The organism is Ralstonia sp. A12 (assembly GCF_000801955.1).
Taxonomy (GTDB): Bacteria; Pseudomonadota; Gammaproteobacteria; order Burkholderiales; family Burkholderiaceae; genus Ralstonia.
Genome location: NZ_JSZO01000002.1, coordinates 374,581 through 389,078, shown reverse-complemented (window position 1 = coordinate 389,078; position 14,498 = coordinate 374,581). Strand labels below are relative to the sequence as shown.

16 protein-coding genes are annotated in these 14,498 nt (G+C 63.8%); 4 read left to right on the top strand and 12 right to left on the bottom strand.

The genetic code is table 11. The annotated features are described in order from the left end of the window. Positions 1–14 precede the first annotated feature (14 nt). The 11 genes from flgK to PI87_RS29000 form a co-directional block, all read right to left on the bottom strand. A complete protein-coding gene (gene flgK / locus PI87_RS06145) occupies positions 15–1,952 on the bottom strand; it encodes a flagellar hook-associated protein FlgK (protein ID WP_039596786.1) in 1,938 nt (645 codons plus the stop codon). Positions 1,953–2,070: 118 nt separating this feature from the next. Then, the gene (flgJ, locus tag PI87_RS06140; protein ID WP_039596785.1) at positions 2,071–3,153 is read right to left on the bottom strand and encodes a flagellar assembly peptidoglycan hydrolase FlgJ; all 1,083 of its coding nucleotides are present in this window, start codon (positions 3,151–3,153) and stop codon (positions 2,071–2,073) included. 16 nt (positions 3,154–3,169) lie between these two features. After that, positions 3,170–4,288, bottom strand: a complete 1,119-nt coding sequence (locus tag PI87_RS06135) for a flagellar basal body P-ring protein FlgI (RefSeq protein ID WP_039596784.1) — start codon at positions 4,286–4,288, stop codon at positions 3,170–3,172. Between the two features lie 10 nt (positions 4,289–4,298). Beyond that, positions 4,299–5,042, bottom strand: coding sequence for a flagellar basal body L-ring protein FlgH (locus PI87_RS06130; protein WP_039596783.1), 744 nt, complete (start codon positions 5,040–5,042; stop codon positions 4,299–4,301). A gap of 33 nt (positions 5,043–5,075) precedes the next feature. Beyond that, a complete protein-coding gene (flgG, locus tag PI87_RS06125) occupies positions 5,076–5,858 on the bottom strand; it encodes a flagellar basal-body rod protein FlgG (protein ID WP_039596782.1) in 783 nt (260 codons plus the stop codon). Between the two features lie 40 nt (positions 5,859–5,898). Beyond that, a complete protein-coding gene (flgF, locus tag PI87_RS06120) occupies positions 5,899–6,636 on the bottom strand; it encodes a flagellar basal-body rod protein FlgF (RefSeq protein ID WP_039596781.1) in 738 nt (245 codons plus the stop codon). Between the two features lie 41 nt (positions 6,637–6,677). Next, the gene (gene flgE, locus PI87_RS06115; RefSeq protein ID WP_039596780.1) at positions 6,678–7,886 is read right to left on the bottom strand and encodes a flagellar hook protein FlgE; all 1,209 of its coding nucleotides are present in this window, start codon (positions 7,884–7,886) and stop codon (positions 6,678–6,680) included. Positions 7,887–7,922: 36 nt separating this feature from the next. Continuing rightward, positions 7,923–8,588, bottom strand: a complete 666-nt coding sequence (locus tag PI87_RS06110; protein ID WP_039596779.1) for a flagellar hook assembly protein FlgD — start codon at positions 8,586–8,588, stop codon at positions 7,923–7,925. A gap of 49 nt (positions 8,589–8,637) precedes the next feature. Then, on the bottom strand, positions 8,638–9,045 hold the full coding sequence (flgC, locus tag PI87_RS06105; RefSeq protein WP_039596778.1) for a flagellar basal body rod protein FlgC: 408 nt from the start codon (positions 9,043–9,045) through the stop codon (positions 8,638–8,640). A 179-nt stretch (positions 9,046–9,224) separates the two neighbouring features. After that, positions 9,225–9,680, bottom strand: a complete 456-nt coding sequence (flgB, locus tag PI87_RS06100; protein ID WP_039596777.1) for a flagellar basal body rod protein FlgB — start codon at positions 9,678–9,680, stop codon at positions 9,225–9,227. Between the two features lie 5 nt (positions 9,681–9,685). Continuing rightward, a complete protein-coding gene (locus tag PI87_RS29000; RefSeq protein ID WP_157003085.1) occupies positions 9,686–9,838 on the bottom strand; it encodes a hypothetical protein in 153 nt (50 codons plus the stop codon). 241 nt (positions 9,839–10,079) lie between these two features. Here PI87_RS29000 and flgA point away from each other — a divergent pair, with 241 nt between their 5' ends. The 4 genes from flgA to PI87_RS06080 all read left to right on the top strand — a co-directional run bounded on the left by flgA (position 10,080) and on the right by PI87_RS06080 (position 13,163). Beyond that, the gene (flgA, locus tag PI87_RS06095; protein ID WP_039596776.1) at positions 10,080–10,970 is read left to right on the top strand and encodes a flagellar basal body P-ring formation chaperone FlgA; all 891 of its coding nucleotides are present in this window, start codon (positions 10,080–10,082) and stop codon (positions 10,968–10,970) included. A gap of 122 nt (positions 10,971–11,092) precedes the next feature. Beyond that, a complete protein-coding gene (gene flgM / locus PI87_RS06090) occupies positions 11,093–11,413 on the top strand; it encodes a flagellar biosynthesis anti-sigma factor FlgM (RefSeq protein ID WP_039596775.1) in 321 nt (106 codons plus the stop codon). A gap of 121 nt (positions 11,414–11,534) precedes the next feature. Further along, positions 11,535–11,996 carry a flagella synthesis protein FlgN gene (locus PI87_RS06085; RefSeq protein ID WP_039596774.1) on the top strand — a complete coding sequence of 154 codons (462 nt, stop codon included), beginning with the start codon at positions 11,535–11,537 and terminating at the stop codon, positions 11,994–11,996. 453 nt (positions 11,997–12,449) lie between these two features. Beyond that, positions 12,450–13,163: a LuxR C-terminal-related transcriptional regulator gene (locus PI87_RS06080; RefSeq protein WP_084209896.1), complete on the top strand. Its 714-nt coding sequence runs from the start codon at positions 12,450–12,452 to the stop codon at positions 13,161–13,163. A gap of 115 nt (positions 13,164–13,278) precedes the next feature. Here the strand turns inward: PI87_RS06080 and PI87_RS06075 are convergent, their stop codons facing one another. Then, complete coding sequence (locus PI87_RS06075; protein ID WP_039596772.1) at positions 13,279–14,343, bottom strand: porin; 1,065 nt, start codon at positions 14,341–14,343, stop codon at positions 13,279–13,281. Positions 14,344–14,498: the final 155 nt, after the last annotated feature.

Here is a 14,498-nt window from a genome sequence, read left to right as displayed (position 1 = left end):
TTCAATCGGTTGCGTTAGCTGCCTGCAATCGACAGCAGCGAATCGAACAGCGTATTCGCCGTCTGCATCACCTTGGCCGATGCCTGGTAGGCCTGCTGGTACTTCATCAGGTTCATCGCTTCGTCATCCAGGCTCACGCCCGACACCGATTGCTGCTGCTGCGTGGAGCTTGCCAGCAGCGCCTTCTGCGACGTCAGGTTGCTGCTGGCCGTATTGGCCTGCACACCCACCTGGGTGACGAGGTTGTTCCACGACGAGCCGATCGAGGTGGTGCCGCCATCGAGCAGCGTGGCATTGCGCAGCTTGGCCAGCGCGCTGGCATTGCCGCCGTCGGTGCTGTTGGCGGTGTTGGCCGAGATGGCGAACGTGTCGTTGTTGGCCGGCGTGCCCGAGAGCGTCAGTTGCACGCCGTTGAACGAGTACGTCGCGCCCTGCGTGTACGGCGCCGTACCACCTGTGTATGTGGTGTTGGTGCCGTTCACGTTAACCGTCACGCTGCCCGGGAAGCCCGAGAGCGAGCCGCCCACGGCCGAGCTGTACGTCAGGTTGACCGGCGACGTGAGCGGCGAACCGGCGTACGTGCTGTCCACGCCAATGGACGACACCGTGGCGCTGCCCGTGTTGTTGCTGCCCTGGTTGAGCACCACCGGCGTGGCGGCGGCCACGTTGTGATAGTCGGTGGTGAGCGTCTGCATGCTCGATGCGGCGTTGGCGGTCGGGCGCACCAGGAACGAATCCCCGCTGGCCATCGAGCCCGACACGTTCATCGTGATGCCGTCAATGGTGGTCGGCCAACTCGTCACCGTTACGGAGGCGGAGCCGTCCGGGTAGTGCGAGACGGTGTAGGCGCCGCCCTGGTACTTGATCTGGTAGTCGTAACCCTGGCCCGCGTTGGCGTTGGTGATGCTGGCCGTGACCGTGGCGCTGCCGGTGTTGTTGCTGCTGGCAGCAACGGTGGGGCCGGCCACGGAGAAGAGGTTCGTCCCCATCTTGCCGTTGGCGTCCATCCCCAGGCTGTTCTGCGCGTTCACGTCGGCCGACACGGCCGCTGCCAGTTTGCCCAGGCTGTTCTGCGCCGGGATGAGCGTGTTGCGGCGGAAATCCATCAGCCCGCCCAGGGCGCCGCCGCCCAGTTGGCTATCGTCAATGGTGACGGTACCGGCCGAACTCTTGTAGCCCACCGACAGCTGCGTCGGGTCGTACTGCGACGGCACGGCTGTCAGCTGGTAGCTCTGGTTGCCCTGCACCAGCGCCTGACCATTGCCCACGTAGACGTTGTACTGGCCGTCGCTGGTCTGCACCACGCTGGCCTTGATCGACTTGTTGAGCGTCTGCACGAGCTGGTCGCGCTGGTCACGCAAGTCATTGGCAGGCTGGCCGGTAGAGGCTTCTGCCTTGGTGATCTGGTCGTTCAGGCCGGCAATCTGCTGCGCCACGCTGTTAACGGAGCTGATCTGCGTTTGTACCTGCGTGTTGACCTGGCCGGAGAGCGAGTTCAACTGCCCGGCAATCGAATTGAAACGGCTCTGCAGACCGGCCGCGGCGTTCAGGAACACCTGGCGCGCGGTGGTGCTCGACGGGTTGGACGTCAGGCTGTCTGCGGAGTTGAAGAAACTGGTCAGCGCCGAGCTCAGGCCGCTGTTGCTGTCCGACATGTACTGGCTCAGGCCGGAAACCAGGCTGTTGAGCTGGTCAGCGGAACTGGTAGCGGCCTGGCCGTTCTGCACCTGGGCCGTCAGGAACTGGTCGTAGATACGCTTGACGGTGGTCACGTTGGCACCCTGCCCCAGATAGCCGACGCCGGCGTACAGCGGAATGTTCTCCGTCTGCACGGCTTCCTGGCGGGAATAGCCGGGCGTATTGGCGTTGGCGATGTTGTTGCCAGTCACCTGTAGGTTGATATTGGCGACCTGCAGGCCGGTCGCACCAATATTCAGAAGGGAGCTGCTCATAGTTGTCTCGGTGCAGGCGGCACAGCGCCGCCAGGATGGACCCTACAAACAACATCGGCCGGCTCTGATCAAACTTGAGCCGGCCGATGCTATTGATTTTTCTTACTGATAGCGAACGTCAAACGATCTGTTTGAGCACCGCCATGATCTTGTTGGCGTAGTTTGGGTCTGTGGCGTAACCAGCACGTTGCAGGCCCTTGGCAAACGAGGCCGCATCGTTCCCGTTGCCGGCCGCCACAACGTTGCTGTAGCGCGGGTTGTTGGCCAGCAGGTTGGCGTAGTCCTTGAACGCTTCGGCGTACGAGCCGTAGGCGCGGAACTTCTCCTGGACCTTGTGGGCGACACCGCCCACGTATTCGGTGGTGGTCACCGTTGCGGTCTTGCCCGTCCACGAGCCGCCGGCCTTGATGCCGAACAGGTTGTGCGTGTTGGTGCCGTCTTTGGCCTTGATTTCGCGGCGGCCCCAGCCGGACTCCAGCGCGGCGTGGCCGATCATGAAGTTGGCAGGAATGCCCGTTTCCTGCGCAGCCTGCGAGGCGTGGCCGATCAGCTTGTTGTAGAAGCTGGCCATGCGCTCGCCACGGGGCTCGGAAGCCACGGTCGACAGATCCACATCCGGCGGCGCACTGGTGGACTGCCCAGCGTCGGCCTGCTTGCGCAAGGCAGCCAGGGCACGCTGCACACGTTCTTCCAGACCCGGGCGCGGCACGGTGCTGATGCCCGAGCCGTCATCTTCCGTGCCGGGGGCAACCGCCGCGGCCATGCTGTTGAGCGACGAACGGGCGATGGCGCGGGCGGCGTCGGACGTGGAGCCCGCGGCGCCGGGCAAAGCGGTATTCGTTGCCGTCGTGCTGGACAGCGCGGTGTTCACCGGGCCTCCAGCATCGGGGTTCACGTGGTTGGCCTGGCGCAGCATCTGCTTGAGCAACTGGTCCGCCACGCCCACCCCGCGTGACGCCATCGTCTGCGAGAGCTGCTGGTCGAGCATCGACGTATACATCTTGGTCGACGACGAATCGAACGGCCCGTTCTGCGGCGATGCATCGCGCATCTGCTTGAGCATCATGTTCACGAAGATCGCGTCGAACTGCTTGGCGACGGTCTTGGCGGCGCTGGTCGGGTCGGTGCGCGCGGCCTGCTTGAGTGACTCGAATCCTGTGGAGTCGAGCGCCAGGCGGCTGGTGAGGTCGGTCGGGTTCATCGCGTCGGCCCGTGCTTTAGATGATTTCCAACTCGGCGCGCAGCGCGTTGGCCGCCTTCATCGCCTGCAGGATCGAAATCAGGTCTTGCGGGTTGGCGCCGATCGCATTGATGGCCTTGACCACATCTGCCAGGTTGGTGCCGCCCTTCACGTTGATCAGGCTGCCACCTGCCTGCTTGACCTCGATGTTCGAGCGCGCGGCCGCCACCGTCTGGCCTTGCGAGAACGGTGCCGGCTGGCTCACCACCGGCTCGGTGCTGATGGTGACCGACAGGCTGCCGTGCGCCACCGCGCAGGGCTCAAGCTTGACGAGCTGGTTCATCACCACCGAACCCGTGCGGGCGTTGATCACCACACGCGCGGCGGCCAGGGCCGGCGTCACGTCAATGTTCTGCAGCTTGGCGAGAAACCCGACGCGGTCCGCCGCCAGCGCCGGTGCACGCACGTTGATCGTGCGGCCATCGGCGGCCTGGGCGGTGTCGGTGCCGAACTGCTTGTTGATGGCGTTGACGATGTTCTGCACCGTGCCGAAATCGGTCGAGCCGGTGTCGAGCTGGATGTTGCCGGCTTCGCCCACCGTGGCCTGCACCGCGCGCTCCACCGTCGCCCCGTTGGCGATGCGGCCCGCGCCCAGCTGGTTGATCTGCACCTTGCTGCCATTGGCCGACGCACCCGCGCCGCCAATCACCACGTTGCCCTGCGCCAGGGCATAGAGCTGGCCATCCACGCCCTTGAGCGGCGTGAGCAGCAGCGTGCCGCCGCGCAGGCTCTTGGCATTACCAATGGAGGAGACCGTCACGTCGATGGTCTGCCCCGGCCGCACAAAAGCGGGCAGCGAGGCCGTCACCACCACGGCGGCGGTGTTCTTGAGCTGGATGCTGGCGCCGGCCGGCACGTTGATGCCGAACTGCGTCAGCATGTTGTTGAAGCTCTGGATCGTGAACGGCGTCTGCGTGGTCTGGTCACCGCTGCCGTCCAGGCCAACAACCAGGCCGTAGCCGATCAGCGCGTTCTCACGCACGCCGGCAACGCTGGTCAGATCCTTGATGCGATCGGCGTGTGCCGCGGTGGGAGCAAACCCGGTAATCGCGCTCAGTGCCACCAGGGCTGCGCCAATGATGCGATGCAAAGTCATGGCCGCTTCCTTAGAACGGTGACACGGTCAGGAAGAAGCGCGACAGCCAGCCCATCTGCTGGGCTTCGGCCACATAGCCGGTGCCGCGATATTCCATGCGTGCATCCGCCACCTGGGTGGACAGCACGGTGTTCTGGTTGTTGACGGTGGTCGGGTTGACCACACCCGAGAATTTGACCGACTCGGAGCCTTGTCCAATCGCCGTCTGCTTCTCGCCGCTCACCACCAAGTTGCCGTTGGAGAGCACTTCCACCACCGTCACAGTAATGGTTGCAGTGAAGTTGTTCTGTGCGCCGTTGGCGCCCTTGCTGTCGAACTTGTTGGCGTCGCTGGCAGAGATGCCCAGCAGCGACAGCACGCCCGGGTTCATGCCGGCAAAGGTGGGCACCGACGTGGTCTTGCTGCCGCTGCGGTCCACGCTGCCGGAGGTCTGCTTGCTGGCTGCGGTGTTCTCGGTAATCACGATGGTGATGGTGTCGCCCACCATGTGTGCGCGGCGGTCTTCGAACATGCCGCGAAAACCACCGCTGCCCGATGCAACCTCTTGGTAGATCGCCCCATTCTGACGCGGCGCCATGACAGGCATGGGCGGGCGCGCCGTGGTCGGACCCTGCACGATCGGGGCCGGCGGCGGCAGGAAGCCGCACGCCGTAGCGAGCAGAGCTGCCGTGCCAAGCACGGCCAATCGAATGATGCGCACAGCGCGGCCGCTGCGTTGCACATTCTGGAGCGAGTAGACCGGGGGGGTTTGCATCGCAAAACGTCCTTAAAGACTGCGCTGCCCAGCTTAGAGCTGCGACAGCTTCTCCAGCATCTGGTCGGAGGTCTGCACCGACTTGCTGTTGATCTCGTACGCGCGCTGCGTCTGGATCATGTTGACCATCTCTTCCACCACGTTCACGTTGGACGTTTCCACGTAGTTCTGGTTGAGCACGCCCGTGCCGTTGGAGCCCGGGTTGGCCAGGTTGGCCGTGCCGGCGGCTTCGGTTTCGGCGTACAGGTTCTCGCCCATGCTGCGCAGGCCGGCCGGGTTGATGAAGTTGGCCAGCTGGAACGTGCCCACCTGCGTGCTGTTGACCGAGCCCGGCGTGGTGACGGTCACGACACCGTCCTTACCGACCGTCAGGCTCGTGGCGTTCTGCGGAATGGTGATGGCCGGCTGGATCGGGTAGCCGCTGGAGGTCACCAGTTGGCCCTGCGCGTTGACCTGGAAGCTGCCGTCACGCGTGTAGGCCAGCGTGCCGTCCGGCATCTGCACCTGGAAGAAGCCGTTGCCATTGATGGCCACGTCGGTCGAGTTGCCGGTCTGTGACAGGTTGCCCTGCGTGTGCAGACGCTCGGTGGCAACGATGCGCGTACCGGTACCGATCTGCATGCCCGAAGGCAGCGTGGTCTGTTGCGACGATTGCGCACCCGGCTCACGCACGTTTTGGTACAGCAAGTCTTCGAACACGGCGCGCGAGCGCTTGAAGCCCGTCGTGTTGACGTTCGCCAGGTTGTTCGAGATGACATCCAGCTGCGATTGCTGGGCGTCCATCCCGGTCTTGGAAATCCACAGGGAGCGAATCATGTTCGAGTCCTTGGTTGATTCAATTCATGCGCCAGGCGCTTTAAGCGTGGCGCAGCAATTCATTGGCCGACTGGGCGTTCGTGTCGCTCGTCTGCAGCGATTTCATCTGCATCTCAAGCTGGCGAGAAATCTCAATCATGCTGACCAGCGAGTCGGTCAGGTTGACGTTGCTGCCTTCCAGCGCGCCGGGCGTGATGCGCACGTTCTCGTTCGTGTCGGCGTCTTGCCCATCACGCTGGCGGAACAGACCGTCAGCGCCACGGTTCAGGTTTGACGGATCAATGCTGACCAGCTTCAGGCGGCCCAGTGACACCGGCGGCGTCACGTTATCCGCGCTGATGGCATTGACCGTGCCGTCCTTGGCAAACTGCACCGTCGTGTTGGGCGGCAGCGTGATCGGGCCACCATCGCCCATCACCGGCTGGCCAGCCAGGGTGACGATGGTGCCGTCGGCACTCAGTTGAAACGTACCTGCACGGGTATAGGCCTCGGTGCCATCCGCGGCTTGCACCGCGAAGTACCCCTGCCCGTCGACTGCCACGTCCAGACTGCGGCCGGTGGTCTCGATCGGGCCCGGCGTCACGTCCGTGCCGATGGCCGAAGCCATCACATAGCTACGCGTGGGCGAGCCATCACCTTGCACGCCCACCGTATGGAACGCGTCGATCTGCGCCTTGAAGCCGGTAGTGCTGGCGTTGGCGAGGTTGTTGGCGCTGGCAGCCTGTTGGTCGAACAGGTGCTTCACGCCAGTCATCGACACGTAGATCGAGCGGTCCATGCGAATGTCCTTGGTGTGCGGTCAGGCTATGACGATGGCGATTACATGCTCACCAAGGTCTGCAGGATGGTGTCCTGCGTCTTGATGGTCTGCGCGTTGGCCTGGTACGAGCGCTGGGCGATGATCATGTTCACCAGCTCGGCCGACAGATCGACGTTGGATTGCTCCACCGCCGACGACTGCAGCAGGCCGAACGAACCCATGCCCGGCGTACCCAGGTTCGGGGCGCCAGAGTTGGACGTTTCTACCCACTGGTTGCCGCCGATGTTCTGCAGGCCTTCCGGTGCCTTGAAGTTGGCCATGGCCACCTGACCCAGCACAGACGTGCGGCCGTTGGAGTAGCGCGCGGTCACGGTGCCGTCGGTGCCGACCGAGTAGCTGGCCAGGCGGCCAGTGGCGTAACCGTCTTGCGTCACGCCAGGGGCCGTGTCGTTGTAGCCGCCGCCGTACTGCGTGGTGCCGGTGAAGTCCATGCTGGCGATGCTCATACCGCCAAAGGCCACGGCAACCTTGCTGGGCGCAGAGGTCAGCGCGCCATTGCCGTTGAACGTGAGCGACGTCACCGGATTGCCGCCGGTCGGGTTGTTGCCGTCCACTTGCGAGTAGACATCCCAGCCTGCGGCGGTGCGCACGTAGAAGTTGGTCAGCATGTGGGCCGTGCCCGTGCCGTCGTACACCTGCTCCGAAACGGAGTGGTTGAACGTGGCCGAGTTGGTGGCCGAGAACGGCGTGGTGGTCGGCACCGTGGCAGCGGCATCCAGGTTCACGCCGAATGCGGTGTTGGTGGTGGCCAGCGGCGCCAGGTCGTTGACCGGAATCTGCAGGTTGGTCAGCACGGCGGTGTTGACCTTGCCGGTGGCATCCACACCGTAGCCAGTCAGGTTCTGGCCGGTGGCGGAGATGATGTAGCCGTTCTTGTCGGTCTGGAACTGGCCGTTACGCGTGTACGACACCTGGCCGCTCGACGGGTCCACCATGCGGTAGAAGCCCGTGCCGTTGATGGCGATGTCCAGCGGGTTGCCGGTAATGGTCACGTTGCCTTGCGTGAACGACTGCGACACCTTGGTCACGCTCACGCCCTGGCCGACTTGGTTGTCGGAAGCACCCACCAGCGAGCGTGCGTACACGTCGCCGAACTCGGCGGTCGATTTCTTATAGCCGACCGTGTTGGCGTTGGCAACGTTGCTGCCGATCACGTCGAGGTTGGAAGAGGCGGCGTCGAGACCGCTCAGGCCTTGCTGGAATCCCATAGTGTTCTCCCGAGAATAAAAGCGGGTTCGACCCCGTTACTGAATAGAAGCGACGTCAGACAGCTTGGCCGTCCCGCCGGATGCCAGCACCAATTGCATCGTGCCGTTGTTGATAGTCACGCCGGCCACCTTGTCGACGCCCAGCGCGTTGGCCGTGGCGATCTTGCCGCCTTGCGTGGCCGCCACACTAATCGTGTAGTTGCCGTCTGCCAGCTGGTTGCCCTTGTCGTCCTGACCGTTCCAGGTGTAGTTGCCGGAACCGGCAGTCATCTGGCCCAGGTCAACGGTGCGCACGGCAACCCCGGCGGCGTTCTTGATGGTGACGACCACGTCGTCGGCGCCGTTGGGCACCGAGACGCCAAAGTTGGCCTTGCCGGACGTCAGCGTCAGGTTGGTCGTCGGCACCTGCACGGTCCGGCCGATCATCGACGAAGCCTGCGTGGCCGCGTTCTGCGTGAGCATGCTGGACATCGTGGTGTTCAACTGCTGGATGCCGTTGACCGTATTGATCTGGGCAAGCTGCGAAGTCATCTGCGAGTTGTCCATCGGGTTCAACGGATCCTGGTTCTGCAACTGCGCCACCAGGAGCTGCATGAACGTGCTCTGCAGATCGGTGCTGTTGGTCAGTGCCAGGTTGTTGCCGGTATTCGTGCTCGTGGTACCGGTGGTGCCGGTTGTGCTGGAGGTGGAGCTGACGGTCATGGTCGTGTCTCGCTAGATTCGTCGCGTATGTGGCTGGAGCGGGCGCCGTTTACTGGCCCAGGGTCAGGGCCTTGGCGGCCATCGTCTTGGTGGTGTTGGCGACTTCCACGTTGGCCTGGTACGAGCGCGAGGCAGAAATCATGTTGACCATTTCGTCCACCACATCGACGTTCGGCATGGTCACGTAGCCGTCGGCATCGGCCAGCGGGTTGCCCGGCTGGTGCATGCGCTTCATGGGGGTGACGGTGTCTTCCACCACGCGGTCGACCGACACGCCGGTGGCGTAGTCGTCAGACTCCTGCGCGGGCGAGAACACCACCTGCTTGGCGCGGTAGGCGGTGCCGTTGGGCCCCGTCACGCTCTCGGCGTTGGCCAGGTTGGAGGCCACCACGTTCATGCGCTTGGACTGCGCGGTGAGCGCGCTGCCAGCCACATCCATCACCTTGAATAGCGACATGTTGATTCCGCTGTCTGAATACTGCTTGCTGTTGCCGGATCGGATCCGTTGTTGTGTGGGCGCTCTCCGGGCCAGACTGCCTGGCCCGGGGCGCCGCATCACTCCCGCCCCTCTTTCGTCGCGCCCGAGACTGCGGCGCGATCGTCCTACCCTGTCTTGCTCTGTTCTGTTTTGCCTTGCTAGCTGCTCTGGATGGCGGCCAGCATCGACTTGATCTTCTGCGTCACGATGTTCAGATCGGCCTCGTAACGCACGGTGTTATCGGCAAAGCGCATGCGCTCGCCGTCCATGTCGACCGTGTTGCCGTCAATCGAGGGCTGCTGCGAGGTGCGGTACTGCACTTCGCCCTGCAGCGACTTGGTCTGCTGCGAGAGCGACGCCTGCATCAACGTCACATCGCCGGCAGGCGCGCCATCCACCGTCAGGTGGCCGGACGCCGTGGCCGTCATCGGCAGCGTGTTGCCGCTCTGCTGGCCGACCGCCTTCTGCAGCGCCGACTGGAAATCGAAGTCGCGCGCCTTGAAGTTGGGCGTATCGGCGTTGGCGATGTTCGAGGCCAGGATCTGGTGCCGCTGCGAACGCAGCCGCAGCGCCTGCTCCTGAAAACCGAACAACTGATCCAGCTTGTCGACCATGTCTGTCATTCCTCGCGCGTGGCGTCATGTTGTTGCCGCCACCCGCCGGGTTTGGTTTGTCTTCCGAATGCCGTGGGGTTGGAGAAGCAGACATCGGCGGCCCCTTCAAAACCGCCGATGCCGTCTCCAGAACCGCTGTATTGCTGAGTTGCCGTCATGCAGCCTCAGTGGAGAGGGCCTTGTCTGCTGGTCCGGGAGCCGGCCGGGAAACCGCCTACCGGGGCAGGCCACGCGGCAACCAGCACCGCGCAACACCAGGGACTTCACCACGTTGCAAAGTCTAGGGGCCACCTGGCAAGAGCATTCGTCCGAATAAGGGGGGGATTGGCCGACATTTCCGCATTTGGCCCTCCCGCGCGCGTGGCTACACTTCACCGGACTTTCGATGGAGGGCTTTCCATGTCCACGCGGTTTGTACGCAGCGCCCAGTACCCGAGCTTTGCCGTTGGCCGCCGCCACGGCGCCGTGGCAATGCCGTTGGTCGCCCGCCAGCGCAAGCTGCTGCTGTGCCTGGCGCTGGGCGTGCTGGCAAGCCTCGTCCACCCGATCCTGGCGCATGCGCAAGGCATGGTGCGCGTCGGCTATGCGCCGGCAGCCACCAACATGCCGATGCCGGCCCAGCCCGCTCAACCCGCCGCGACCACCATCCAGGGTCCGAACGCCATCCAGATGCAGATCCAGCAGCAGTTGCAGTCGCAACTGGACATTCTGGGCGGCACCAATGACGCGGGCGCCCCGCGCGCCTCGGTGGAAGTCGGCCCGGTCGACCCGCGAGTGGCCAACCAGCCCTGTGACCAGATCGACCTGATGCTGCCGGCGGCCAACCGCCTGCGCGGCCGCATTCAAGTTGGGGTGCGCTGCAAATCACCCCACGCCTGGGCGGCGTGGGTGCCGGCCACCATCCAGATCACGGGGACGTATTACGTCGCCTCGCACCAGCTGTCGCCGGGCAAGACGCTCGACATGACCGACCTGGAGGCGCGCACGGGAGACCTTTCGATCCTGCCGCCGTCAGTCGTGCAGCAGCCCGCCGACGTGGTGGGGCGCGTGCTGGTAACCAGCGTGGCGGCCAATCAGCCGCTGCGCGCCGAAAGCCTGCGTCTGCCGATTGCCGTACAGGCAGGCCAGACCGTCAAGCTCGTCGCCGAGGGCGGTGGCTTCCAGGTCACAAGCGACGGCCGGGCCATGAACCAGGCCGCCGTGGGCCAGGTGGCGCAGGTGCGCACGGCCAACGGCAACGTCGTTTCCGGCATTGCGCAGTCTGCCGGCGTGGTGGCGATCCAGTTCTGAGATTGATTTGATACCAATCGATCACTTTCATACTGTGATGCGTAACCGATACCCCCCGCTAAAGTTTGGGCCGGGGTTGGCCGATATGGGTGATAGGATGAACGCGCTCTTCGGAGACACCCGTGAAAATCAACCATATCGTCAACAACACGCCGGCCATTGCGCCGACCAAGGACGCAGCGTCCGGGTCGACGCGCGCGACCGGCTCGTCCTCGGCCGCCACCACGGTCACGGGTACGACGCGCCACAGCGACGATTCGCCTTCGCTGTCGGTCCATCAAGTTTCGCGCCAAGTGGGCAGCGGCGACTTCGACGCAGCACGCGTCGAGCAGATCCGCAGCGCCATTCAGAACGGCACGCTCAAGATGGACGCCGGCAAGATCGCCGATGCGGCGCTGTCCGATGCGCATTCGCTGCTCTCGGCACAAAGCAAGAAGGTCTGACGGGAGCCTCCCGTCGTCCGTCCCCCATTTCTCATGACGCCGCCAGCCCGCGTGGGCTGATCGCGGCGGGGCGGTGTGCCGGCCGGCGGCTGCCCAAGCTTGCAAGCTAAAGGTCGCCAACATGGACAACACACTGCTGATCCGCACGCTTTCCGACGAGCAAGAACTGCTGCGTGCCGCCACCCTGACCTTGGAAGCCGAGCGCCAAGCGTTGCGCGACGGCGACATGGTCGAACTCGAGCGCGTCACCCTGACCAAGCAGAAACAGCTCACCGCCCTGGGCGAAGCTGACCGCGAGCGCCGCCTGTGGTGGGCGCAGCACGGCGGCGCCGATCCGTACGGGCTGGTCAAATACCTGCGCACGGATGAAACCGCCAGCCGCCTGTTCGACGAGAACCTGGCCCTGGCCCGCACCCTGCGCCAGTGCAACTTGGACAACGGCACGCTGATCGATCTGCGCCTGCGCGCCACGCAAAACGCGCTGTCCGTCCTGCACGCTGCCAACAACGGCGGCGGCACGCCCTACGGCCGCGACGGCAAGCAACCGCTGTCGATGCCGCGCTTCTCGGTCGTCGCTCAATAAACGCAACCGCAGGGCCGTCAAAGACGACCGAACGCCGGTTTACGTTTACGTCAATGGGTTTGAAGTGGGGCTAGCTGCCCCTGCCTGATCCTGCTATCTATAGGGGTCTGGCACACCACCGATCGGGGTAAACAAAAAGGTTTACATCCCATTGATGGGTGCAACAACCAAGCTGGGGATTTATTCTGCCGATTTTGGCGGGGTATATCCTCCGCGCCTGGCGACATAAACAGAAAACCGGAAAGAAATCGCGCCTGAATGGCACGCCAAGGTTTCGGCCCGGCGGCACCGCACTCGGTGACTGCCGGCTGAACGGGGAAACATACCGAAACCGCGCGTCATTGCGTTTCTACCAGCCACGCCTGTATCAATTTGGATCTCGCCGATCCGAATAGGCGACGGCCGGCCATATTCCGGAAATGGGCAAACAACCATAACCAGACAGGCGGCGCAGTGAAATCGATCGTAGTTGAGGCACACCCCTTGGTGCGTGCCGGTGCGACCCACGTTTTACAATCTTTGCCGGCCATTTCCGAAGTCGTCAGCGTCGACCCGGACGAGGCCCTATTTGAAAATCTCGCGGCGCATGCGGACGCCGAACTGGCCCTGATCGGCCTGCCACTGCCGGGCATCGACGATCTGCCCGCACTCTCTCGGTTGCTGCAGCAGCCGCACCCAAGGCACGTCGCCGTACTGGGTGAAAGCGATTCAGCCGCACATGTGCGTGCGCTGATGCAATTGAATATCTCTGCGTATCTGCTGAAAAGCTATTCGGGCAAATTGATTGCCGCCGCATTGGAATTGGTACTGGCCGGTGGCCGTTATGTACCGGCCTCCATTGTGCTGGCCCGCCCGGATGCGCAAACGGGCGGCGCAAACGGCAGCGACGACTGCGCATTATTGGGGCTCACCCAACGCCAGTACGAAATCCTGGTTCTGCTCTCGCGCGGCCATCCGGTCAAAACCATCAGCCGCATGCTCAGCATCTCCGAGGCCACGGCCAAGGCGCACATCAACGCGCTGTACCGTCGCCTGGAAGTCCGCAGCCGCACCGAAGCCGTATTCGTCGCCACCCAGCGTGGCGCCATGCTGCTGAATCAGCCGCAACTCGTGGCTGAGCCGACCACGTCGTCCGTGGCACCCGTACGCATCGCGCGTACCGGTTGAGCACCCCACCCCACTCGTCGTCCACAAGCAAAAAACGGCGCCCGGAACCCCGGACGCCGCTGTAAATGCCCACCCGCGCTGTCGACACACGGGTGGTGACAAGGAAAGCGCAGGTTTAGAACTTTGCGCGAATACCCACGCCGAACGTATCAGCCGAGCTCAGGTCCGACACCTTGTCGCGGAAGTACGCGGCATACACATCGGTGCGCTTGGACAGCGAATAGTCGTAGCCGATTGCCCAGGTGTTGCGCTTCACGTCAGCAGCGCCCGAGGTCTTCGTGTAGGCGTACGACGCCAGCACGCTGCCCGGGCCGACCGGAATCGATACGCCCAGTTGGCCGCCGTTGCTCTTCGCATCGCCCGAAGCAATCGTGTTCTTGATGTACTGGTATTGGCCGTACAGCTTGACCACGCCAAAGTCATACGACGCACCCAGTTGAGTTGCCGTTTGACGCTGGAAGCCTGCCACCAGCGCGTTCAGGTCACCCGGGTTGGCATCGAAGCGCACCTGCTGGAAAGCGGCGGTGGCTGCAAAGTTGCCGCGGAAGTACAGGAAGCCTGCGCCGAACTTGTTCTGGCCATCGTGGCCGGCCTGCTCACCCGCGCCGTACATCAGCGTGCCGGTGAAACCGTTCATGTCCGGCGTGGAGTACAGGATCGAGTTGTTCCAGCCCGAATCGCCCACCAGACCCGAGATGCCGGCAGCGCCCGTGCGGCCGTTGCCCAGGTAGGTGTGGAACACCATCGGCGAGAAGGTGTACGAATCACCGAACGGGTTAAACAGGATCGTCGAAACGAAGTACTGCGGCGTATTGCGACCCAGCTTGATCGAGCCCCAGGTGTTCGACTGCAGGCCGACGAACGAATTACGCGCAAAGAACGTGTCGCCATCAAAGCGACCGCTCTTGCCGGTGTCAGGGCGGAAGAACGCTTCCACCGTGAAGATCGCCTTCAGGCCGTTGCCCAGGTCTTCGCTGCCCTTCATGCCCCAGTACGACGTGGACATACCGCCGGCGTTCTGCACCCAGGCGCGGTCGGACGACCCCAGGTTCTTCTGTGCGCCCATCCAGGCGTCCACCTGGCCGTACAGCGTGACGGACGACTGGGCCTGGGCCGCACCTGCGGTCAGCCCGGCGGCAGCGGCCAGCACGGCCAGCTTGAAACGTCGCTTGAGTTGCATGGTTGATTTCTCCCTCTTCTGGTTCCGTTGTGTTGAATTCGGCTCGCAGCGGCAGGTGGCTCGCCTGCCCCGCTGAGGTCGCCGCGAGTGAATGCAACAGCCGTGCCAATACGCCGTCAGCATGCTGAAGTGTCACGAATGAATACGTTTTCGCG

What these genes read in the sequence shown, in the direction of transcription:
- flgC (WP_039596778.1), bottom strand. Translation starts at nt 9,045, where the DNA reads ATGTCGCTATTCAAGGTGATGGATGTGGCTGGCAGCGCGCTCACCGCG.
- flgA (WP_039596776.1), top strand. Translation starts at nt 10,080, where the DNA reads ATGTCCACGCGGTTTGTACGCAGCGCCCAGTACCCGAGCTTTGCCGTT.
- PI87_RS06135 (WP_039596784.1), bottom strand. Translation starts at nt 4,288, where the DNA reads ATGACTTTGCATCGCATCATTGGCGCAGCCCTGGTGGCACTGAGCGCG.
- PI87_RS06130 (WP_039596783.1), bottom strand. Translation starts at nt 5,042, where the DNA reads ATGCAAACCCCCCCGGTCTACTCGCTCCAGAATGTGCAACGCAGCGGC.
- PI87_RS29000 (WP_157003085.1), bottom strand. Translation starts at nt 9,838, where the DNA reads ATGACGGCAACTCAGCAATACAGCGGTTCTGGAGACGGCATCGGCGGT.
- flgF (WP_039596781.1), bottom strand. Translation starts at nt 6,636, where the DNA reads ATGGACCGCTCGATCTACGTGTCGATGACTGGCGTGAAGCACCTGTTC.
- flgJ (WP_039596785.1), bottom strand. Translation starts at nt 3,153, where the DNA reads ATGAACCCGACCGACCTCACCAGCCGCCTGGCGCTCGACTCCACAGGA.
- PI87_RS06085 (WP_039596774.1), top strand. Translation starts at nt 11,535, where the DNA reads ATGGACAACACACTGCTGATCCGCACGCTTTCCGACGAGCAAGAACTG.
- flgG (WP_039596782.1), bottom strand. Translation starts at nt 5,858, where the DNA reads ATGATTCGCTCCCTGTGGATTTCCAAGACCGGGATGGACGCCCAGCAA.
- flgK (WP_039596786.1), bottom strand. Translation starts at nt 1,952, where the DNA reads ATGAGCAGCTCCCTTCTGAATATTGGTGCGACCGGCCTGCAGGTCGCC.
- PI87_RS06075 (WP_039596772.1), bottom strand. Translation starts at nt 14,343, where the DNA reads ATGCAACTCAAGCGACGTTTCAAGCTGGCCGTGCTGGCCGCTGCCGCC.
- flgE (WP_039596780.1), bottom strand. Translation starts at nt 7,886, where the DNA reads ATGGGATTCCAGCAAGGCCTGAGCGGTCTCGACGCCGCCTCTTCCAAC.
- flgB (WP_039596777.1), bottom strand. Translation starts at nt 9,680, where the DNA reads ATGGTCGACAAGCTGGATCAGTTGTTCGGTTTTCAGGAGCAGGCGCTG.
- PI87_RS06110 (WP_039596779.1), bottom strand. Translation starts at nt 8,588, where the DNA reads ATGACCGTCAGCTCCACCTCCAGCACAACCGGCACCACCGGTACCACG.